Raw genomic sequence first — 22,161 nt, 5'->3', positions numbered from 1 at the left:
GCGCCGATGGTACTGCCCTGGAGACGGGGTGGGAGAGTAGGACGCCGCCGGACAACCCTTCACCGAAGGCCCACCCCCACGGGTGGGCCTTCGGCATTTCTGCAACCAGGCACAGCGCGCTCCTTCGCGGGCGGCGGTGCCCCTCTAGAATGGCGAGCATGTCCACCATCTCTCGAGACGAGGTCGCGCGCGTCGCCGCGCTGGCCCGCATCGACCTGCGACCCGAGGAGCTGGACCGGCTCTCGGGCGAGCTCGACGTCATCGTCGACGCGATCGCGAAGGTCAGCGAGGTCGCCACGCCCGACATCCCTGCGACGAGCCACCCGCTGCCGCTGACGAACGTCTTCCGGGACGACGTCCCGGAGCCGGCCCTGCCGGTCCAGGACGTCCTCGCGGCGGCACCGTCCGACGAGGACGGCCGGTTCGCGGTCCCGCAGATCCTCGGGGAGGAATGATGACCGACGACCTCACGCGGCTCTCGGCCGCGGATCTCGCGGCGCGCCTGGCTGCCGGCGACGTCAGCAGCGTCGAGGCGACGCAGGCCCACCTCGACCGGATCGCCGCGGTCGACGGCGCGGTCAACGCGTTCCTCCACGTCAGCGCCGAGGACGCGCTCGCCACCGCACGCGACGTCGACTCGCGTCGCGCGTCGGGGGAGGACCTCCACGCGCTCGCCGGTGTGCCGATCGCGGTGAAGGACGTGGTCGTCACGAAGGGCATGCCGACGACCGCCGGCTCGAGGATCCTCGAGGGATGGGTCCCGCCCTACGACGCGACCCTCGTGGAGCGCCTCCGCGCCGCACGGCTGCCCATCCTCGGCAAGACGAACATGGACGAGTTCGCGATGGGCTCGTCCACCGAGCACTCCGCGTACGGCAACACGCGCAACCCGTGGGACCTCGACCGCATCCCCGGCGGGTCCGGGGGAGGATCGGCCGCCGCCGTCGCGGCGTTCGAGGCGCCGCTCGCCATCGGCACGGACACGGGCGGCTCGATCCGTCAGCCGGGCGCCGTCACCGGGACGGTCGGCGTCAAGCCCACCTACGGCGGCGTCTCCCGCTACGGGCTCATCGCCATGGCGTCGTCCCTCGACCAGGCCGGCCCCGTCACGCGGACGGTGCTCGACTCGGCGCTCCTGCACGAACTCGTCGGCGGTCACGACCCGCGGGACTCGACGTCGATCCGCGAGAAGGTGCCCGCTCTCGTCGAGGCGGCACGCCAGGGTGCCGCGGGCGACCTGCGCGGACTCCGGGTCGGTGTGGTCACCGAGCTCAGCGGCGAGGGCTACCAGGCGGGCGTGAGCGCGCGGTTCGCCGAGTCGCTCGACGTGCTGCGCGGGCTCGGCGCGGAGATCGTCGAGGTCTCGTGCCCCCACTTCGACTACGCGCTGGGCGCGTACTACCTGATCATGCCGAGCGAGGCGTCCAGCAACCTCGCCAAGTTCGACGGCATGCGGTTCGGCCTGCGCGTGGAGCCCGAGGAGGGTCCGGTCACGGCGGAGCGCGTGATGGCGGCGACCCGTGGTGCCGGCTTCGGGGACGAGGTCAAGCGCCGCATCATCCTCGGCACGTACGCCCTGTCGGCGGGCTACTACGACGCCTACTACGGCAGCGCTCAGAAGGTCCGCACGCTCATCCAGCGCGACTTCGACGCCGCGTTCGCGCAGGCGGACGTCCTCGTGTCGCCGACGGCACCCACGACGGCGTTCCGGTTCGGCGAGAAGCTCGACGACCCGCTGGCCATGTATCTCAACGACGTGGCGACCATCCCCGCGAACCTCGCGGGCGTGCCGGGCATGTCGGTGCCGTCGGGTCTGTCGGACGACGGACTGCCGGTCGGGTTCCAGGTCCTCGCGCCCGCCAAGGCGGACGACCGCATGTACCGGGTGGGTGCCGCCCTCGAGGCCGCGCTCGAGACGACGTGGGGCGGGCCGCTGCTCGACCGCGCCCCCGCGCTGCCGACCACCGAGCTGGAGGGGATGAGCCGATGACCGCCACGAGCGTCGACCTCGTCGACTACGCGGACGCGACGCGTCGCTACGACCCGGTGATCGGGATCGAGGTGCACGTGGAGCTGGGCACGCTCACGAAGATGTTCTGCCCGGCCGAGGTGAGCTTCGGCGCGGAGCCGAACTCCCAGGTGACCCCGGTGTCGCTCGGCCTGCCGGGCGCCCTGCCTGTCGTCAACGGCAAGGCCGTCGAGTACGCGATCCGCATCGGCCTCGCGCTGAACTGCGAGATCGCGGAGAGCTGCCGGTTCGCTCGGAAGAACTACTTCTACCCGGACGTCCCGAAGAACTTCCAGACGTCGCAGTACGACGAGCCGATCGCCCACGACGGGTGGATCGACGTCGAGCTCGAGGACGGTGCGGTGTTCCGCGTCGAGATCGAGCGCGCGCACATGGAGGAGGACGCCGGCAAGAACACGCACGTCGGCGGCGCCACGGGGCGCATCCACGGCGCCGAGTACTCGCTCGTCGACTACAACCGTGCGGGCATCCCGCTCGTGGAGATCGTCACGCGCCCCATCACGGGTGCCGGGGACCGCGCCCCCGAGGTCGCGCGCGCATACGTCCAGACGTTGCGCGACATCTTCCGTGCTCTCGACGTCTCGGAGGCACGCATGGAGCGCGGCAACGTCCGGGCCGACGTCAACCTGTCCCTGCGCCCGTCGCCGGACGCCCCGCTCGGCACTCGCACCGAGACGAAGAACGTCAACTCGTTCCGGTCCGTCGAGCGCGCCGTCCGCTACGAGGTCTCCCGCCAGGCGGCGGTGCTCGACGCCGGTGGCACCGTGGTGCAGGAGACGCGCCACTGGCACGAGGACACGGGCATCACGACGTCGGGCCGCGTGAAGTCCGACGCCGAGGACTACCGGTACTTCCCGGAGCCGGACCTGGTCCCTGTCGCGCCGCCGCGCGAGTGGATCGAGGAGATCCGCGCGACCCTGCCCGAGCTGCCTGTCGCGCGCCGTCGTCGCCTCCAGGGGGAGTGGGGCTACGCGGACGCCGAGATGCGCGACGTCGTCAACGCGGGCGCGATCGACCTCATCGAGGCGACCGTCGCGGCGGGCACGAGCCCCGCCGGTGCGCGCAAGTGGTGGATGGGCGAGCTCGCGCGCCGAGCCAAGCAGGACAACGTGGCCATCGCGGAGCTCCCCGTCACGCCGGCTCAGATCGCTCAGCTCCAGGGCCTCGTCGACTCCGGTCGTATCAACGACAAGCTGGCGCGCCTGGTACTCGAGGGCGTCCTGGCGGGCGAGGGCGACCCGGAGCAGGTGGTGGCGGCGCGCGGGCTCGAGGTCGTCTCGGACGACGGCGCCCTCCTCGCCGCGATCGACGAGGCGCTCGCCGCGCAGCCGGACGTCGTCGAGAAGGTGCGTGGCGGCAACCAAGGCCCGGTCGGTGCCATCATCGGCGCCGTCATGAAGGCGACCCGTGGGCAGGCGGACGCCGGCCGCGTGCGCGAGCTGGTCCTCGAGCGGATCGGGTGATCGGGTGACACGGGGGCCTGTGCTGCTCGGCGAGATGGTGCGGCTGCGGCCGATCGAGGCGCGCGACGCGGACCGGATGTGGGAGGCGCTCCAGGACCCGGAGGCGACCCGGCTCACCGGCACGACGACGACGTTCGCTCGCGAGCAGATCGACGAGTGGGCGGCGACGGTCGCGGACCGCGAGGGTCGTTTCGACTGGGCGATCACGGCCGGCGCGATCCGCGACGGCCAGCTCGTCAGCGACGAGATGATCGGCGAGATCGTGCTCAACGAGATCGACCTCGACGCCCGGTCGGCGAACCTTCGTCTGGCGCTCCTGCCGAACTACCGCGGCCGCGGGTACGGGCGGGAGGCGATCTTCGAGGTCCTGCGCTTCGCGTTCGACGGCGCGACGGACGTCGACGGCATCGGGCACGAGGGGCCGCACCTGCACCGGGTGAGCCTCGACGTGCTGAGCATCAACCCGCGCGCCCGCATGCTGTACGAGTCGCTCGGCTTCCGCGAGGAGGGCCGACTCCGCGACGTGTACCGCGACGGCGACGGATGGGCGGACGCGACGGTGATGAGCATCCTCGAGGACGAGTTCCGGGCCGGTCTCGGTCCGGTCTGACGACTCCGCACCCGCGCGCACCACGTGCGAGGACCCGACAGGCCCGGCAGCGCTGCTGCCGGGCCTGTCGTCGTCCGTCGGCTGCGCGCCGGCCGATCAGGCGGTGGCGGCGAGGAGCTCGTCGAGCTTCTCGTAGCCCTCCCGGATGCCGACCTCCATGCCGCTGGCGACGAACGCGTCGCGCCCTGCGAACGAGTCGACGAGCGAGACGGAGGTGAGGCGGCAGCGGCCGTCCGGGAGGTCCTCGAACTCGAGTCGGTCGAGCGAGACCCCGTCCGGGAAGCCTTCGTACGTGAAGGTCTGGACGATGAGCCGGTCCTGCCGCACCTCGTGGATGCTCCCGAAGAACGCGTACTCGGACCCGTCGGCGTCGACGTGGACGTACCGGTACGCGCCGCCCGTCCGCATCTCCCAGTGCTCGTTGCGCTGCGTGAGGCCCCGGGGACCGTTCCACCGGGCGAACAGCTCGGGGTCGGTGTGGGCGCGGAACACGTTCGCTGCGGGGGCGTCGAACTCGCGCACGAGGCGCACGCTCGGGACGTCGGTGGGGATGATGATCTCGGTCTCGTGGGTGCCCGTGGTGCTCATGATGGTTCTCCGTTCGTCGCGTCGATCTCCGGACCGCCCGCTCGTTCGGGCAGCTCTTGCAGGACGTCGTCGAGGCGGCGGTAGCGGTCCTCGGCCTGGCGCCGGTAGCGCTCGATCCACTTCGTCATGAGGTCGAGCACCTCCGCCTCGAGCTGCACGGGGGCGCGGCGCCCGTCCGTCGTGCGTGAGACCAGGCCGGCGTCCTGGAGCACCCGCAGGTGCTTGGAGACCGCCTGGACGGACATGTCGTAGGGCTGCGCGAGCTCGCCCACCGTCGCGTCCGACGACGCGAGGCGGGCCACCATGTCCCGGCGCGTCGGGTCGGCCAGGGCCGCGAACACGCGGGACAGCGGGTCGGCGCTCACCGGTCCTCCTTCGTCGTGCACCCGGACGGTGTCGTCAACCATCCGGTTGTCATCGACGGTACGCCGGGTTCCGCGACGTCGTCAACCCTTCGGTTGTGAAGAGGTTCCGTCGTGCCCGGCGGCGGTGCGGTGCGCGGGTTGCGGCGCCGGGCGAGCGTCAGCGACGCCGCGCGCGCTCGAAGTCGTCGAGGGACACCCGCCGCTCCTCGGCGTGGTCGACGATGGGCCGCGGATAGCCCTCGGGATGCTCGCGCAGCTTCCAGGGCTCGTGCACGCGCGGTCCTTCGACCTCGCGCAGCTCCGGCACCCACCGGCGCACGTACCGGCCGTCCGGGTCGAACTTCTTGCCCTGCGTCACCGGGTTGAAGATCCGGAAGTACGGCGCGGCGTCGCGCCCGGTACCCGCCACCCACTGCCAGTTGAGCTGGTTCTGCGACACGTCGCCGTCGGCGAGGTGGGCCATGAAGTGGGCGGCGCCCCGCTGCCACCGCACGTGCAGGTCCTTGACGAGGAACGACGCCACCACCATCCGCACGCGGTTGTGCATCCAGCCCTCGCCGAGGAGCTGCCGCATGCCGGCGTCGACGAGGGGGTACCCGGTGCGTCCCGCGGCCCAGGCGGCGAGGTACTCGTCCTCGACGTCGCCGCTCGCCCACGCGTCCTCGGGCACGACGTCGCGCAGCGAGCGGTGCGCCGCGCCCGGCTGGTGGAACAGCACGTCGGCGTGGAACTCGCGCCACGCGAGCTCCGACCGGTACGCCAGGGCGTCGTCGGAGGGAGCGCCCCCGTGCAGGGCGTCGCGGACGTCGGCCAGCAGGGTGCGCGGGTGCAGCTCGCCCCACTTCAGCGGCACCGACATGACCGACGTCGCGGGGCGGTCCGGCCGGTCGCGCTCGCGCGCGTAGCCCGCGAGGTGGTCCTGGAGGAAGGCGTGCCACCGGTCGCGCGCCGCGTCCTCGCCCGCGGGCGGGAGGTCCGCGTCGGTGCCGGGGTCCTCGGGCAGTCCGTCGGAGCGCACGTCGGCCCACGGGACCGAGGGCGGGCGGGCCACGGGGTCGCGCCAGCCGTGCTCGACCCACGCGTCGCGGAACGGCGTGAAGACCTTGTACGGCTCACCCTGCCGCGTCAGCACTCGCCCCGGCGCGACGGCGTACGGCGACCCGGTGCGCACGAGGCGCGCTCCGTCGTCGTGCAGCGCGGACTCGACGGCGGCGTCGCGCGGGACGCCGTAAGGCTCGAAGCCGGCCGCGACGTGCACCTCGGACGCCTCGACCTCGCGCGCGACCGCGGGCACGACGTCGCGCGGGTCGCCGTGCCGGACGACGAGCCGCCCGCCCGTCGCCTCGTCGAGCGCCGCCAGGCTGCGTGCGAGGTAGGACAGGCGCGGGGCGCCCGCCACGGCCCACAGCCGCGGGTCGAGGACGTACAGCGCGACGACGTCGCCGTCGGTGCGGCGCGCGGCGTCGACGGCCGCGACGAGCGCAGGGTTGTCGGCGAGGCGCAGGTCGCGCCGGCACCACCAGATCGCGGACGTCCTCGAGGCCATCCGGTCACGCTAACGGTCGCAGGTAACCCCCGCCGGTGGAAGCATCGCCAGCATGGACAGCACAGGCGGGACGGGCGCCCGGGACGGCGGCGACGGCCCCGGCCGGCGCGACCTCGAGCGCGAGGCGGTCACCGAGCCGGAGGCGGGCGCGCCGCCGGTCGGACCTGACGGCGCCGCACGCGTCGCGCCGGGAGCGGCACGCGTCGCGGCGGAGGGCGCGAGGCCGCCCGACGGTCCAGCGGCCGGAGCGATCGCGGGCGACCACGCGTTCTTCGGGCACCCGCGCGGGCTCGCGACGCTGTTCACCACGGAGCTGTGGGAACGGTTCAGCTACTACGGGATGCGCGCCATCCTGCTGTTCTACCTCACCGACACGGTGGCCGACGGCGGGCTCGGGCTCGACGAGACGACCGGTCTCGCGCTCGTGTCGATCTACGGGACGAGCGTGTACCTGCTGTCCGTCGTGGGCGGGTGGCTCGCGGACCGGGTCATCGGGTCACGACGGTCCGTCCTCTACGGCGGGATCGTCATCGCCGCCGGTCACGTGAGCCTGACGATCCCGGGGCTGACCTTCTCCATGCTGGGCATCGCGCTCGTCGCGCTCGGCACCGGCCTGCTCAAGCCCAACGTCTCCTCGATGGTCGGCGAGCTCTACGCGCGCGACGACCCTCGGCGCGACTCGGCGTTCACGATCTTCTACTGGGGCATCAACGTCGGGTCGCTCATCGCGCCGCTGCTCGTCGGGGCGGCCCGGGCATGGGGCGGCTATCACGCCGGGTTCGCGGTCGCGGCGATCGGCATGACCGTCGCACTCGTGTTCTTCGTCGCCGGCCGGCGCTACCTGGGCCAGGCGGGTGCGCACGTGCCGAACCCGATCCGTCCGGAGGAGCGGGCGAAGGTCGTGCGGATCTTCGCGGTCATCGGCGCCGGGATCCTCGTGGTCGCGCTCCTCGCCGTCCTCGTCGCCGGGGGCTTCGGCATCGAGACGTTCATCGACACGATGTCGTACCTGGCGTTCGTCGCGCCGGTCGCCTACTTCGTCGTCATGTACCGCTCACCGCGGGTGACGGACAGCGAACGCCCTCGCGTCATCGCGTACATCCCGCTGTTCGTCGCGGCGATGCTCTTCTGGATGATCTTCGAGCAGGCAGCGACGACGCTGTCCGCGTTCGCGCGCGACCGCACGGACCTGAGCTTCTTCGGCGTGACGATCAACCCGGAGCTCTTCCAGTCGGTGAACCCCGCCGCGATCATCCTCCTGGCGCCGCTCTTCGCCTGGCTCTGGTTCAAGGTCGGGGACCGGGTACCGACGGCGACGAAGTTCGCGCTCGGCCTCGCGCTGGCGGCGCTGTCCTTCCTCGGGCTCGCGCTCGCCTCGGCCGTCGCGGGCGACGGGCGTGTGCCCGCCTGGGTGCTCGTCGCCGTCTACGTGGTGCAGTCGCTCGGAGAGCTGTGCCTGTCACCGGTGGGCCTCGCGGCGACGACGCTGCTCGCGCCGCGCGCCTTCCGCTCGCAGGCCATGGCGGTGTGGTTCCTCGCCCCGGCGGCCGGTCAGGCGATCACCGCCCAGCTCGTCCAGGCGACCGAGGGCGTGTCGGACACGACGTTCTTCGGGGGGATCGGGGCGGTGTCCCTCGTGCTCGCGTTCGGGCTCTTCGCCCTGTCTCCGTGGGTCACGCGCCACATCCGGCACGCCGACGAGCTGGAGAAGGCCGAGGCGGCGCGCGCCTGACGTCGTCGCGCCGCCCGGTCGGCCGTCGGGCCGCCTCCGCGACCACGTGGCGGACGCCGCGCCCCGGCACGGCGGGTGCGGCGTAGTGTGACCCGGCGGCCATGCCCGAGCGGCCGCGGCGACCCCGTCGAAGGAGTGACCCGTCATGAGCCGTCCCCTGCGCTCCCGGACGTCCACGCACGGCCGCAACATGTCCGGTGCCCGCGCCCTGTGGCGCGCGACCGGCATGGGGTCGGAGGACTTCGGCAAGCCGATCGTCGCGATCGCGAACTCGTACACGCAGTTCGTCCCCGGTCACGTCCACCTCAAGGACATGGGAGACCTCGTCGCGTCGGCGATCCGCGAGGCGGGCGGCGTCTCGAAGGAGTTCAACACCATCGCCGTCGACGACGGCATCGCGATGGGTCACGCGGGCATGCTCTACTCCCTGCCCAGCCGCGACCTCATCGCCGACTCGGTCGAGTACATGGTCAACGCCCACTGCGCCGACGCGCTCGTGTGCATCTCCAACTGCGACAAGATCACGCCCGGCATGCTCAACGCCGCGCTGCGCCTGAACATCCCCGTGATCTTCGTGTCCGGCGGGCCGATGGAGGCCGGCAAGGCGGTCGTCGCCGACGGCGTCGCGAAGACGCACCTCAACCTCGTCAACGCGATCAACTACGCAGCGGACGACAACGTGTCCGAGGCCGCGCTCGCCCAGGTCGAGGAGAACGCGTGCCCCACGTGCGGCTCCTGCTCGGGCATGTTCACCGCGAACTCGATGAACTGCCTCACCGAGGCGCTCGGGCTCTCGCTCCCGGGCAACGGGTCCACGCTCGCCACGCACTCCGCGCGCCGCGAGCTGTTCCTCGAGGCCGGCAGGACGATCGTCGACCTCGCCAAGCGCTACTACGACGACGAGGACGACTCCGCCGCGCCGCGCTCCATCGCGACGAAGGCCGCGTTCGCGAACGCCATGGCGCTCGACGTCGCGATGGGCGGCTCGACCAACACGGTGCTGCACGTCCTCGCCGCCGCGCAGGAGGGTGAGGTCGACTTCGACCTCACCGACATCGAGCGCATCAGCCGCCAGGTGCCGTGCCTGTCCAAGGTCGCGCCCAACCACCCGGACTTCCACATGGAGGACGTGCACCGCGCCGGCGGCATCCCGGCCCTGCTCGGCGAGCTCGACCGTGCCGGCCTCCTCGACCACGACGTCACGTCGGTGCACACGCCCACGCTGCGCGCCTGGCTCGACGACTGGGACGTCCGCGGCGGCAAGGCCACCGACCGCGCGATCGAGCTCTTCCACGCCGCGCCCGGCGGAGTGCGCACGACGCAGGCGTTCTCCACGTCCAACCGCTGGGAGTCGCTCGACACCGACGCGGCCGAGGGCTGCATCCGCGACCTCGAGCACGCCTACACCGTCGAGGGCGGCCTCGCCGTTCTGCGCGGCAACCTCGCCGAGGACGGCGCCGTCTTCAAGACCGCGGGCGTCGACCCCGACGTCTTCCACTTCGTCGGGAAGGCCCTCGTCTGCGAGTCGCAGGACGAGGCCGTCGAGAAGATCCTCACCAAGCAGGTCCAGCCCGGGCACGTCGTCGTCGTGCGGTACGAAGGCCCCGCCGGCGGACCGGGCATGCAGGAGATGCTCTACCCGACGTCCTTCATCAAGGGACGCGGCCTCGGCAAGGTGACCGCGCTCATCACGGACGGCCGCTTCTCCGGCGGCTCCTCCGGCATCTCCGTCGGCCACGTCTCGCCCGAGGCCGCCGCCGGGGGAGTGATCGGCCTCGTCGAGGACGGTGACGAGATCGAGATCGACGTCGACACGCGCCTCATCCGGCTCAACGTGCCCGACGACGTCCTCGCGGAGCGCCGCGCCAAGATGGAGGCGCGCGAGAACCCGTGGCAGCCGGTCGACCGCGACCGCTACGTGTCGCCGGCCCTGCAGGCGTACGCCGCGATGGCGACGTCGGCGGACCGCGGGGCCGTGCGGGACGTGTCGCTGATCCGTCGCCGCTGATCTGCCGGCTCGGTCGCGCGTGCGCGGTCGGGCCCCGCCCCTGTCCCGCTCGTCCGTCGTCGCGCCGACGTCCGTCCTCGTGCCCGACGGCGGACGTCGCCTCACGTGGTCCCCTCGCCGTGCGGCCGCTCCGTTCCTAGAGTGTGGGCATGACGGACACCGACGCCGGACCCGACCTGAAGCCGCGATCACGCCAGGTCACCGACGGCCTGGAGGCGACGGCGTCGCGCGGGATGCTGCGCGCCGTCGGGATGGGCGACGAGGACTTCGCGAAGCCGCAGATCGGCATCGCGAGCTCGTGGAACGAGATCACGCCGTGCAACCTGTCGCTCGACCGGCTCGCGCAGGGCGCCAAGGAGGGCGTGCACGCGGGCGGCGGGTACCCGCTGCAGTTCGGCACGATCTCCGTCTCCGACGGCATCTCCATGGGCCACGAGGGGATGCACTTCTCGCTCGTCAGCCGCGACGTCATCGCCGACTCGGTCGAGACGGTGGTGCAGGCCGAGCGGCTCGACGGGACGGTGCTGCTCGCCGGCTGCGACAAGTCGCTGCCGGGCATGCTCATGGCCGCGGCGCGTCTGGACCTCGCGAGCGTGTTCCTCTACGCCGGCTCGATCATGCCGGGCTGGGTGAAGCTGTCCGACGGCACGGAGAAGGACGTCACGCTCATCGACGCGTTCGAGGCTGTGGGAGCGTGCGCCCGCGGCCTCATGAGCCGCGAGGACGTCGACCGCATCGAGCGCGCGATCTGCCCCGGTGAGGGCGCGTGCGGCGGCATGTACACGGCGAACACCATGGCGTCGGTCGCCGAGGCGATGGGCATGTCGCTCCCCGGCTCGGCGGCGCCGCCGTCGGCCGACCGCCGCCGCGATGCGTTCGCGCACCGGTCGGGGGAGGCCGTCGTCGAGCTGCTGCGCCGCGGCATCACCGCGCGCGACATCATGACGAAGGAGGCGTTCGAGAACGCGATCGCCGTCGTCATGGCGTTCGGCGGCTCGACGAACGCGGTGCTGCACCTGCTCGCCATCGCGCACGAGGCGGAGGTCGAGCTCACGCTCGCAGACTTCGACCGCGTCGCGAGCCGCGTGCCGCACCTGGGGGACCTCAAGCCGTTCGGCCGGTACGTCATGAACGACGTCGACCGGATCGGGGGAGTGCCCGTCGTCATGAAGGCGCTGCTCGACGCGGGCCTGCTGCACGGCGACGCGCTCACCGTGACGGGGCGCACCGTGGCCGAGAACCTGGCCGACATCGACGCGCCCGACCCCGACGGCAAGATCCTCCGCGCGCTCGACCGACCGATCCACCCGACCGGCGGCATCACGATCCTGCACGGCTCGCTCGCGCCGGAGGGCGCCGTGGTGAAGTCGGCGGGCTTCGACACCGACGTGTTCGAGGGCACGGCACGGGTGTTCGAGCGTGAGCGGGCGGCGCTCGACGCCCTGGAGGACGGCACGATCACCGACGGTGACGTCGTCGTCATCCGGTACGAGGGGCCCAAGGGCGGACCGGGCATGCGCGAGATGCTCGCGATCACCGGCGCGATCAAGGGCGCCGGCCTCGGCAAGAGCGTCCTGCTCCTGACCGACGGCCGCTTCTCCGGCGGCACGACCGGCTTGTGCGTGGGGCACGTCGCCCCGGAGGCCGTCGACGGCGGGCCGGTCGCGTTCGTGCGCGACGGCGACCGCATCCGTCTCGACGTCGCGCACAAGACGCTCGACCTGCTCGTCGACGACGCCACGCTCGCAGCCCGGCGCGAGGGCTGGGAGCCGCTGCCGCCCACCTTCACCCGAGGCGTGCTCGCCAAGTACGCCAAGCTCGTCCAGTCGGCGTCGCGCGGCGCGATCCTCGAGTGAGCGACGGCCGGACCGGGCGCGCGCGAGGCACGCCGACTGGCTAGCGTGGACCTGAGCCGGCGGTGCGCCGGGCTCGCTGCGACGTCGCGGACCACGAGGAGACGCCATGGCAGACGACCGGATCACCGCGCGCGAGTTCCACGACAGCGACGGCGTGGAGGACTGGCGCGTCCTCCTCGCGACGGCGCAGACCCTGTACCGCACGGGGTCGTTCACCGCGGGGGTCGAGCTCGTCGACGCGATCGGCGAGCTCGCCGAGGCGGCGGACCACCACCCGGACGTCGACCTGCGGTACGGGACGGTCACGGTCCGGCTCACGTCGCACGACGTCGGAGGGCTGAGCCGCCGCGACGTCGCGCTGGCCCGCGAGATCTCCGACGCCGCGCGCGAGCTCGACCTCGTGGCCGACCCGGGCGCGGTCCAGGAGCTCGAGATCGCGGTGGATGCGCTCGTCGGGCCGGCGGTCCAGCCGTTCTGGCGCGCCGTGCTCGGCTACACGGAGCAGGCGCCCGACGGCCTGGCGGCCGTCCCGCTCGCGGACCCCACCGGGCACGCCCCCGCCTTCTGGTTCCAGCAGATGGACGCGCCGCGCGAGCAGCGCAACCGCATCCACGTCGACGTCACCGTCCCGCACGACGTCGCGGAGGCGCGGGTGACCGCCGCCATCGCGGCCGGGGGGCACCTCGTGTCCGACGGGCGTGCGCCCGCCTTCTGGGTGCTCGCCGACCCGGAAGGCAACGAGGCGTGCGTGTGCACGTGGCAGGCGCGCGACTGACCGCTCGTCGCCGCGGGTCGCCGACGGCCGGACGGGATCCCGTCCGTACCGGTGGCCGTGCGCGCGTCTCGGGTCGAGAGATGCGCTTCGGTGCGAGGGATGCACCTGTGAGCGCATCGTTCGAGCCGGAGCGCATCGCTCGGCCGAGGCGGAGCCCGGTGTCGCGTCGCGTCGCGGCGAGGGGCGGCGTCGGGCAGGGTGGGAGGAGACCCACCTGACCCGAGAGGCGACCGGATGGCCCTGCACGCACCGACCGACGAGACCGCCCCCCGTGGCGGGTGGCCCGGCAGCGACGACCCTGGCGCCGCGCCCTGGTGGACGCGCGCCGTCGTGTACCAGGTCTACCCGCGCTCGTTCCAGGACTCCGACGGCGACGGGATCGGCGACCTGCCGGGTGTCCTGCGCCGCCTGGACCACCTCGAGCGGCTCGGCGTCGACGTCGTGTGGCTCTCGCCGGTGTACCGCTCACCCCAGGCCGACAACGGCTACGACATCAGCGACTACCAGGACGTCGACCCCCTGTTCGGCTCGCTCGCGGACGTCGACGCGCTGATCGCCGGCCTGCACGAGCGGGGCATGAAGCTCGTCATGGACCTCGTCGTCAACCACACGAGCGACGAGCACCCGTGGTTCCTCGACTCTCGCTCCTCGCCGTCGAGCGACAAGCGCGACTGGTACTGGTGGCGCCCCGCCCGCCCTGGTATGGAGCCCGGCACACCCGGGGCCGAGCCGACGAACTGGCGCTCGTTCTTCGGCGGCAGCGCGTGGCGGTACGACGAGGCGAGCGGCGAGTACTACCTGCACCTGTTCGACACCAAGCAGCCGGACCTCAACTGGGAGAACCCCGAGGTGCGCCGCGCCGTGCACGCGATGATGCGGTGGTGGCTCGACCGGGGCGTCGACGGCTTCCGCATGGACGTCATCAACCTGATCTCCAAGGCCGTCGCGCCGGACGGCTCCCTGCCCGACGGCGAGGTGCACTACGGCGTGCTCGGCGACGGCAGCCCGTACTATACCGACGGCCCGCGCGTGCACGAGTTCCTCGCCGAGATGCACCGCGAGGTGTTCGCGCCCTACCAGGCCGTGGGCCGCGAGATCCTCACGGTGGGCGAGACCCCCGGCGTGACCGTCGAGCACGGCCGCCGCTACACGGACCCCGCGCGCCGCGAGGTCGACATGGTGTTCCAGTTCGAGCACATGGGTGTCGACCACGGCGCCTCCAAGTGGGACCCCGTGCCGATGCGCCTGACGGACCTCAAGGCGACCTTCGGCCGCTGGCAGGTGGGCCTGGCCGAGGCCGGGTGGAACTCCCTGTACTGGGACAACCACGACCAGCCGCGCGTCGTCTCCCGCTTCGGCGACGACTCGCCCGAGCACCGCGTCGCGTCCGCGAAGGCGCTCGCGCTGCTCCTGCACCTGCACCGCGGCACGCCGTACGTCTACCAGGGCGAGGAGCTCGGGATGACGAACGCGCACTTCACGAGCATCGAGCAGTACCAGGACGTCGAGTCGCTGGGCCACTACGCCGAGATGGTGGAGCACGGCGTCGCGACGCCCGACCAGATGCTGGCGGCGCTCGCGGCGATGGGCCGCGACAACGCGCGCACCCCCGTCCAGTGGGACGCGGGCGAGCAGGCCGGATTCACCACCGGCACCTCCTGGCTCGAGGTCAACCCGAACCACGTGGAGGTCAACGCCGAGGCGGCGTGGGCCGACGAGGACTCGGTGCTGCACTTCTACCGCCGTCTGCACGCGCTGCGGCACGACGTCCCCGTCGTCGCGCTCGGTGACTTCCGCATGCTCGTGCCGGACCACGAGGCGCTCTACGCGTTCACGCGGGCGCTCGACGCACCGTCGGAGGCCGGCACAGGCTGGGAGCGCGACGAGCTGCTCGTGCTGGTCAACGTCGGCAGCGAGCCGCTGGAGCTGCCCGGCGAGGTGCTCGACGGGTGGGCCAGGTCCTCCGTGCTCCTCGCCACGCACCCGCTGCCGGACGGCGCGCCGGCACCGGCGCTCGAGGGGCGCCTGCGCCCGTGGGAGGCGACGGTGCTCCGCCGTCGTGAGGTCCTGCCGCCGCGGTAGGCCCAGGTCATGTGCGCGTCGAGAAAGCTTCCGCTCGACGCCATGCATCCCCTATGCTCCTGCCAGCCGACGGCACGGTCGGGGGGCGAGGCCGCCGCGCGGCCGGCGAGGGGGCACAGGTGCACGGCACGTCAGACGTCCCGGCGGTGGAGACCCGGGCACTGCGCAAGACGTACCGCACCGTGCGGGGGCGGGCCGTGGGCGTCGAGGGGCTCGACCTCGTGGTCCCCGTCGGCGGGGTCCACGGCTTTCTCGGCCCGAACGGGTCCGGCAAGACGACGACGATCCGCATGCTGCTCGGCCTCGTGCGCCCGGACTCCGGCGAGGCCCGGGTCTTCGGCCACGAGGTGCCGCGACACCTGCCCGACGTCATCGGACGGGTGGGCGCGATCGTCGAGTCGCCGAAGTTCTTCCCCTCGTTCAGCGCGCGCCGGAACCTCGAGCTGCTCGCCGGGGCGATCGGCGCGCCGCCCGGACGGGTGGGCGAGGTGCTGGCGGAGGTCGGTCTCGCCGAGCGCGCCCGCGACCCCTACCGCGGCTTCTCGCTCGGCATGAAGCAGCGGCTCGCCGTCGCGGCGACGCTGCTCAAGGACCCCGACCTGCTGATCTTCGACGAGCCGACCAACGGGCTCGACCCTGCCGGCATCCGCGAGATCCGCGACACCATGCGCGGGCTGGCCCAGCGTGGCAGGACCGTGCTGGTGAGCAGCCACATCCTCGCCGAGGTCGAGCAGGTGGCCGACACCGTGTCGATCGTCGCGCGCGGCCGGCTCATCGCGAGCGGGCGCGTCGAGGACCTGATCGGCGCCGGGGCCCGGTCGGTCCGCGTGGGCGTGCAGGACCCGGACCGGGCCGCCGACGTCCTGACCGCCGCCGGTCACGCCGTGCGCCGGGACGGGCGGAACCTGCTCGTCGACGGCGTCGTCGAGCCGGCGCGGATCACGCGCGCGCTCGCGGAGCAGGACCTGTGGGTCGACGAGCTCGTCCCGGTCCAGGCCGGGCTCGAGTCGGTCTTCCTCGAGCTCACCGCCAAGGACGCCGCCGCCGGGTCCCGACACGATCGTCGCCTCGCGGCGCAGGAGGTGACGGCATGAGCCGCCTGCTGCGCGTGGAGCTCCGCCGCTTCTCGGCCCGTCGTCTTGTCCGTTGGGCCGCGGCGGGGACCGTCGCGCTCGCGGTGCTGACGGTCGTGCTGGCGTTCGTCGCGAGCCGGCCGGCGTCCGACGCCCAGGTGGCGGCGGCGCACCAGGCGTACGAGAGCGAGCTCGCGCTGTGGGAGAGCCACGGCGAGGAGCAGGTCGCGCAGTGCGAGCGCGACGAGGAGGCCGCTCGGCAGACCGACCCGGGCGTCGACTTCGGGTGCGAGGACATGGCGCCGCAGCTGGAGTGGTTCCTCCCGCAGACACCGACGTTCGAGGCGGAGGGGAGCTCGTGGACGACGTCGGGGGCGGCGACGGTCGGACAGCTCGCGCCGCTCCTGCTGCTCTTCGCGCTGGTCGCCGGCGTCACGTTCCTCACGGCGGAGATCTCGACCGGCGCGATCGGGCTGTGGCTGACGTTCGAGCCGAGGCGGCAGCGCGTGTACTGGACGAAGGCCGCCGGCGCCGCGCTCGGGGTGCTCCCCGTCGTCGCGACCGCCTACCTCGTGATGCTGGGCGGGGCGTACGGCGCGTACGCGGTCAACGGGCAGCTCGGTCCCGTCACGGCGGACACGTGGGTGGAGCTCGCGGGCGTGGGGGGCCGCGCGGTCGTCGCCGCCGCCCTCGTCGCCGCGACGGGCGCCGCGCTCGGCGTGCTGCTGCGCAACGCGGCCGGGGCGCTCGGCGCCGTCGTCGTGTGGGTCGTGGTGGTGGAGACCGTCGCCGTCCTGGCCGTCCAGGACACCCAGCGCTGGCTCGTGCGCAGCAACGTCGCCGCATGGGTGCAGGGCGACCTGTCGATCTGGCTCGAGGAGTGCACCACCGGGCCGGACGGCACGACGTGCCAGGGGGTGCAGGAGACGTTGACGCTCGCGCAGGGTGGCCTCTACCTGCTCGGCGTGACGGCCGTGCTGTCCGTGCTCGCGGTGGCGGTGTTCCGACGCCGCGACGTGGCCTGACCGCGTCGCGGCACTCGCGCCCGTCCCATCCCGTGAGACGGGCGCCTCGACACGTGACATCGCCGGAGGGGCGGCGTAGAGTCCCATGCCGTGCAGACGATCCTTCTCGTAGTACTTCCTGAGCGCGCCGGCTGAGGCCACGCACACAGGCTTCGTCAGCGCGCTCACCCCTCGTCCAGCCCGTATCCCCGGGTCCGAGGGGTTTTTTGTTGCCACCACAACCGCACAGCACGACGCGACCGGCCCACCAGGCCACGCGACTGCCGCCCCCGCGAGACCCGTGGGTCCCGGCACCCGCACGCGCGAACCGCACGACCGCACCACGACGGTCGGCTCCGGCACCGGCGGAGCGTCCCCCGGGACGCCCGCCGGGCCGAGGCCACGACACGCAGGAGACACCATGGCCCAGGGTCCCACCCCGGCAGCCGCGCGACAGGACGCCCCGGCGTCCTCCGTGCCGGCGCCGAAGCCCGCCCCGACGCCGGCGTCCGTCGCCCCCCGGACCGACGCCCGCCGCGCGCCGGCCCGGTCCGCCTCGGCGGTCGGCGAGGAGATGACCGGCGCGCAGTCGATCGTCCGCTCGCTCGAGGAGGTCGGCGCCGAGGTCGTCTTCGGGATCCCCGGCGGCGCGATCCTCCCGACGTACGACCCGCTCATGGACTCCCAGCGCCTGCGCCACATCCTCGTGCGCCACGAGCAGGGCGGCGGGCACGCGGCGCAGGGCTACGCCCACGCGACCGGGAAGGTCGGCGTGACGATGGCGACCTCCGGCCCGGGCGCGACGAACCTCGTCACGCCCATCGCCGACGCGCACATGGACTCCGTCCCGCTCGTCGCGATCACCGGGCAGGTCGCGGAGTCGCTGATCGGCACGGACGGCTTCCAGGAGGCGGACATCGTCGGCATCACCATGCCGATCACCAAGCACTCCTACCTCGTGACCGATCCCGCCGAGATCCCGCGCACGATCGCCGAGGCGTTCCACATCGCGTCGACCGGCCGTCCCGGTCCCGTGCTCGTCGACATCGCGAAGTCGGCGATGCAGTCGACGACCGCCTTCTCCTGGCCGCAGGACGTCCACCTGCCCGGCTACCACCCGGTGACCAAGCCGCACAGCAAGCAGATCCGCGAGGCCGCACGGCTGCTCGCCTCGTCGCGGCGCCCGGTGCTGTACGTGGGCGGAGGCGTGATCCGCGCCGACGCCTCGGCCGAGCTGCGGCGTCTGGTGGACCTGTCCGGCGCGGCCGTCGTCACGACGCTCATGGCCCGCGGCGCCGTGCCGGACACGCACCCGCAGAACCTCGGCATGCCGGGGATGCACGGCACGGTGCCCGCCGTCGCCGCCCTGCAGAAGGCCGACCTCGTCGTCTCCCTCGGCGCACGGTTCGACGACCGCGTCACCGGCAAGCTCTCGAGCTTCGCCCCGCACGCCGCGATCGTGCACGCCGACATCGACCCGGCCGAGATCGGCAAGAACCGGGACGTGGACGTCCCGATCGTCGGCGACCTCAAGGAGGTCCTCGCGGACCTCGTCCCGGAGCTCGAGCGCGAGCACGCCTCCCACGGCAAGCCCGACGTCGAGGCCTGGTGGCGCCAGATCGACGACTGGCGCGAGACGTACCCGCTCGGGTACACCGCGCCGGACGACGGCCACCTCGCGCCGCAGCACGTCATCTCGCGGCTGGGCGAGATCGCGGGCCCGGACACGATCTACACCGCCGGCGTCGGCCAGCACCAGATGTGGGCCGCGCAGTTCATCCGGTACGAGCACCCGCGCACGTGGATCAACTCCGGCGGTCTCGGCACCATGGGCTTCTCGATCCCCGCGGCGATGGGCGCGAAGGTGGGGCGCCCGGACGCGACCGTGTGGGCGATCGACGGCGACGGCTGCTTCCAGATGACCAACCAGGAGCTCGCGACCTGCACGATCAACGAGATCCCGATCAAGGTCGCGCTGATCAACAACAGCTCCCTCGGCATGGTGCGCCAGTGGCAGACGCTGTTCTACGACATGCGCTACTCGAACACCGACCTGCACACCGGCCACGGCACCCGTCGCGTGCCCGACTTCGTCAAGCTCGCCGACGCGTACGGGTGCGAGGGCATCCGCGTCGAGTCGGCGGGCGAGGTCGACGCCGCGATCAAGCGGGCGATGGAGATCGACGACCGCCCCGTCGTCGTGGACTTCACCGTCTCCCGCGACGCCATGGTGTGGCCGATGGTCGCCGCCGGCGTGAGCAACGACGACATCCAGTACGCGCGCGGCATCTCGCCCGCGTGGGACCGCGAAGACTGAGGAGCGCGCAGCCATGTCCCGCCACACCCTCTCCGTGCTCGTCGAGAACAAGCCCGGCGTGCTCACGCGCGTCGCCGGCCTCTTCGCGCGCCGCGCGTTCAACATCCACTCGCTCGCCGTGGGGCCGACGGAGCACGAGGAGATCTCGCGCATCACCGTCGTGGTCGACGTCGAGGAGCGCCCGCTCGAGCAGGTGACGAAGCAGCTCAACAAGCTCGTGAACGTCATCAAGATCGTCGAGCTCGACGCGGCCGCGTCGGTCCAGCGCGAGCTCATGCTCGTCAAGGTGCGCGCCGACGGCGCGAACCGCACCGGCGTGCTCGAGGTCGTCAACCTGTTCCGCGCGAAGGTCGTCGACGTCGTCCCCGACGCCGTGACGATCGAGGCCACCGGCACAGGCGAGAAGCTCGACGCCCTGCTCGGCGCACTGGAGCCCTACGGCATCCGCGAGATCGTCAAGTCCGGGGCCGTCGCCGTCGGGCGCGGCGCCCGCTCCATCACCGACCGAGCGCTGGAACGCGTCGTCCGGTCCGCCTGACCATCGCCTACCCTCGCACCGGACCCGCACGGGCGCCGGGCGAGGGCGGCACCACCGCACGACCCACGCACCGCACACGACCAACCGAGGAGACCCACCGTGGCTGAGCTGTTCTACGACGACGACGCCGACCTGTCCATCATCCAGAGCAAGAAGGTCGCGGTCGTCGGCTACGGGAGCCAGGGGCACGCGCACGCGCAGAACCTGCGCGACTCCGGCGTCGAGGTCGTCGTCGCCCTGCGCGAGGGCTCCAAGTCCGTCGCCAAGGCGCAGGACGAGGGCTTCGAGGTCAAGTCCGTCGCCGACGCGGCGGCGTGGGCGGACCTCGTCATGATCCTCGCTCCCGACCAGCACCAGCGGACGATCTACAACGACGACATCAAGCCGCACCTCGCCGAGGGCAAGACGCTCGCGTTCGCGCACGGGTTCAACATCCGCTTCGGCTACATCGAGGCCCCCGAGGGCGTCGACGTCGTCCTCGTCGCTCCCAAGGCGCCGGGCCACACGGTGCGCCGCGAGTTCGTCGCGGGCCGCGGCATCCCGGACATCATCGCGGTCGAGAAGGACGCGTCCGGCCAGGCCTGGGACGTCGCCCTGTCGTACGCGAAGGCGATCGGCGGCACCCGCGCGGGCGTCATCAGGACGACGTTCACCGAGGAGACCGAGACCGACCTCTTCGGCGAGCAGGCCGTCCTGTGCGGCGGTGTCTCCCAGCTCGTCCAGTACGGCTTCGAGACCCTCAGCGAGGCCGGCTACCAGCCGGAGATCGCGTACTTCGAGGTGCTCCACGAGCTCAAGCTGATCGTCGACCTCATGTGGGAGGGCGGCATCGCCAAGCAGCGCTGGTCCGTCTCCGACACGGCCGAGTACGGCGACTACGTCTCCGGCCCGCGCGTCATCGACCCGCACGTCAAGGAGAACATGAAGGCCGTCCTGGCGGACATCCAGGCCGGCGCCTTCGCGAAGCGCTTCATCGACGACCAGGACGCCGGCGCGCCGGAGTTCCAGAAGCTCCGCGAGCAGGCCGCGCAGCACCCGATCGAGAAGGTCGGCAAGGATCTGCGGTCGCTGTTCGCGTGGAAGCAGCAGGACGCCGACTACACGGAGGGCAGCGCCGCACGCTGACGCAGGCAGGGCGACGAAGGAGCCCTTGCCGGAGTCGGCGGGAGGTGTCTGCCCGACCACGAGGTCCGGGGCAGCGCCGCACGCTGACGCAGGCAGGGCGACGAAGGAGCCCTTGCCGGAGTCGGCGGGAGGTGTCTGCCCGACCATGAGGTCCGAGGGCAGCGCCGCACGCTGACCTATCGCTGAACCGTCCGCGCTCACCTCGACGGGGTGGGTGACGCGTGCTGCGCGGTCTACCATCCGCGCCTCGTGCCTCGGCGCTCCCGCCAGGCCCGACCACGACCGCGCAGCACGCGTCACCCACCCCTCGTGCGTCTCGCCCCGGGCGCCGGCCGCCCGCCGTGCCCCGGCGTCGGGCGATCACGCCGCGGACGGGGCGACACACGGCGGGACGAACGTGCCGGGACCGGGCAGTTCGCCCGCGGGTGGGGGAGGATGCCTGCATGACGGCAGCACAGGGGGACGCGATGGCAGGGCGTGAGGACGAGGGCGCGACGGCGCCCGCGTCGGTCGACGGCGGTGACGAGCAGGCGCGGGCGATCCTCGCGTTCTGGGAGGCCGCGCGCCCGAGCGCAGGGATCGGGCGGGTCGGCGTGGTGATCGGGGCCGGCGCCCGGGAGAGCCTGCCCCCGCCGGCCTGGTCCTTCGGCGACAACCCGCGGCTGGCGGACACGCTGCTCGCCGCGGTGCTCTCCGGCGCCAAGACGGCGACGTCGTCGTCGTTGTGGGAGTACGACGACGAGACCCCCGTGCCGGAGAAGGGCGAGCTGTCGATCCTGCTCGACGGGGCGGGGAACCCGCGGGCGCTGATCCGCACGACGTCGGTCGAGATCGTCCCGTTCGGCGAGGTCGGGGCCGACTTCGCCCTCGCGGAGGGCGAGGGGGACACGACCGGGGACGAGTGGCGCGAGGGCCACCGCGGGTACTTCGCCCGCGTGCTCGACCGCGAGGTCGGCGACGACATGCCGGTGGTGTGCGAGCGGTTCGAGCTGCGCTACCCGCGCTGACCCCCAGGCCGCGTCCGGACAGTGAGATCGCCGTCCCGGTCCG

At 72.7% G+C, this 22,161-nt stretch carries 18 protein-coding genes; 15 read left to right on the top strand and 3 right to left on the bottom strand.

Annotation, left to right across the window (positions count from 1 at the left end; all coding sequences use genetic code 11):
• Positions 1-158: 158 nt before the first annotated feature.
• The 4 genes from gatC to ACFTZA_RS13120 are packed head-to-tail and all read left to right on the top strand — an operon-like array spanning position 159 to position 4,102.
• On the top strand, positions 159-455 hold the full coding sequence (gatC, locus tag ACFTZA_RS13135; protein ID WP_378195390.1) for an Asp-tRNA(Asn)/Glu-tRNA(Gln) amidotransferase subunit GatC: 297 nt from the start codon (positions 159-161) through the stop codon (positions 453-455).
• A complete protein-coding gene (gene gatA, locus ACFTZA_RS13130) occupies positions 455-1,990 on the top strand; it encodes an Asp-tRNA(Asn)/Glu-tRNA(Gln) amidotransferase subunit GatA (protein WP_378195387.1) in 1,536 nt (511 codons plus the stop codon). Before gatC ends, gatA begins: the two co-directional genes overlap by 1 nt.
• Positions 1,987-3,492: an Asp-tRNA(Asn)/Glu-tRNA(Gln) amidotransferase subunit GatB gene (gene gatB / locus ACFTZA_RS13125; RefSeq protein WP_378195384.1), complete on the top strand. Its 1,506-nt coding sequence runs from the start codon at positions 1,987-1,989 to the stop codon at positions 3,490-3,492. The genes gatA and gatB overlap by 4 nt, the downstream gene beginning before the upstream one ends.
• 4 nt (positions 3,493-3,496) lie before the next feature.
• Complete coding sequence (locus tag ACFTZA_RS13120; protein ID WP_378195381.1) at positions 3,497-4,102, top strand: GNAT family N-acetyltransferase; 606 nt, start codon at positions 3,497-3,499, stop codon at positions 4,100-4,102.
• A gap of 96 nt (positions 4,103-4,198) precedes the next feature.
• Here the strand turns inward: ACFTZA_RS13120 and ACFTZA_RS13115 are convergent, their stop codons facing one another.
• From ACFTZA_RS13115 to ACFTZA_RS13105, 3 genes are all read right to left on the bottom strand, one after another.
• Positions 4,199-4,690 (bottom strand): SRPBCC family protein, encoded by a 492-nt coding sequence (locus ACFTZA_RS13115; RefSeq protein WP_378195378.1) that lies wholly within the window; start codon positions 4,688-4,690, stop codon positions 4,199-4,201.
• Positions 4,687-5,055, bottom strand: a complete 369-nt coding sequence (locus tag ACFTZA_RS13110; protein WP_378195375.1) for an ArsR/SmtB family transcription factor — start codon at positions 5,053-5,055, stop codon at positions 4,687-4,689. Before ACFTZA_RS13110 ends, ACFTZA_RS13115 begins: the two co-directional genes overlap by 4 nt.
• Positions 5,056-5,212: 157 nt before the next feature.
• The gene (locus tag ACFTZA_RS13105; protein WP_378195372.1) at positions 5,213-6,601 is read right to left on the bottom strand and encodes a cryptochrome/photolyase family protein; all 1,389 of its coding nucleotides are present in this window, start codon (positions 6,599-6,601) and stop codon (positions 5,213-5,215) included.
• Between the two features lie 52 nt (positions 6,602-6,653).
• On the opposite strand from ACFTZA_RS13105, the gene ACFTZA_RS13100 reads away from it, so the two are divergent.
• From ACFTZA_RS13100 to ACFTZA_RS13050, 11 genes are all read left to right on the top strand, one after another.
• Positions 6,654-8,333, top strand: a complete 1,680-nt coding sequence (locus tag ACFTZA_RS13100) for a peptide MFS transporter (RefSeq protein WP_378195369.1) — start codon at positions 6,654-6,656, stop codon at positions 8,331-8,333.
• A gap of 145 nt (positions 8,334-8,478) precedes the next feature.
• Positions 8,479-10,341, top strand: a complete 1,863-nt coding sequence (gene ilvD / locus ACFTZA_RS13095) for a dihydroxy-acid dehydratase (protein WP_378195366.1) — start codon at positions 8,479-8,481, stop codon at positions 10,339-10,341.
• Positions 10,342-10,490: 149 nt separating this feature from the next.
• Positions 10,491-12,197, top strand: coding sequence for a dihydroxy-acid dehydratase (gene ilvD, locus ACFTZA_RS13090; protein ID WP_378195363.1), 1,707 nt, complete (start codon positions 10,491-10,493; stop codon positions 12,195-12,197).
• Between the two features lie 106 nt (positions 12,198-12,303).
• Positions 12,304-12,972, top strand: a complete 669-nt coding sequence (locus ACFTZA_RS13085) for a VOC family protein (RefSeq protein ID WP_378195360.1) — start codon at positions 12,304-12,306, stop codon at positions 12,970-12,972.
• A 234-nt stretch (positions 12,973-13,206) separates the two neighbouring features.
• A complete protein-coding gene (locus ACFTZA_RS13080) occupies positions 13,207-15,054 on the top strand; it encodes an alpha-glucosidase (protein WP_378195357.1) in 1,848 nt (615 codons plus the stop codon).
• Positions 15,055-15,200: 146 nt separating this feature from the next.
• A complete protein-coding gene (locus ACFTZA_RS13075) occupies positions 15,201-16,148 on the top strand; it encodes an ABC transporter ATP-binding protein (RefSeq protein ID WP_378195354.1) in 948 nt (315 codons plus the stop codon).
• Positions 16,145-17,152 carry a hypothetical protein gene (locus ACFTZA_RS13070; RefSeq protein ID WP_378195351.1) on the top strand — a complete coding sequence of 336 codons (1,008 nt, stop codon included), beginning with the start codon at positions 16,145-16,147 and terminating at the stop codon, positions 17,150-17,152. The genes ACFTZA_RS13075 and ACFTZA_RS13070 overlap by 4 nt, the downstream gene beginning before the upstream one ends.
• A gap of 400 nt (positions 17,153-17,552) precedes the next feature.
• Positions 17,553-19,448 (top strand): acetolactate synthase large subunit, encoded by a 1,896-nt coding sequence (locus ACFTZA_RS13065; RefSeq protein WP_378195348.1) that lies wholly within the window; start codon positions 17,553-17,555, stop codon positions 19,446-19,448.
• 13 nt (positions 19,449-19,461) lie between these two features.
• Positions 19,462-19,986 (top strand): acetolactate synthase small subunit, encoded by a 525-nt coding sequence (gene ilvN, locus ACFTZA_RS13060; protein ID WP_378195345.1) that lies wholly within the window; start codon positions 19,462-19,464, stop codon positions 19,984-19,986.
• A 99-nt stretch (positions 19,987-20,085) separates the two neighbouring features.
• Positions 20,086-21,111, top strand: a complete 1,026-nt coding sequence (ilvC, locus tag ACFTZA_RS13055) for a ketol-acid reductoisomerase (RefSeq protein WP_378195342.1) — start codon at positions 20,086-20,088, stop codon at positions 21,109-21,111.
• Between the two features lie 443 nt (positions 21,112-21,554).
• On the top strand, positions 21,555-22,118 hold the full coding sequence (locus ACFTZA_RS13050) for an ASCH domain-containing protein (RefSeq protein ID WP_378195339.1): 564 nt from the start codon (positions 21,555-21,557) through the stop codon (positions 22,116-22,118).
• The last annotated feature ends 43 nt before the right edge of the window (positions 22,119-22,161 follow it).

It is taken from the genome of Cellulosimicrobium sp. NPDC057127 (genome assembly GCF_042670945.1).
Classification (GTDB): domain Bacteria; phylum Actinomycetota; class Actinomycetes; order Actinomycetales; family Cellulomonadaceae; genus Cellulosimicrobium.
The sequence above is the reverse complement of the archived record's forward strand: the minus strand, read 5'-3'. Positions and strand labels throughout refer to the sequence as shown.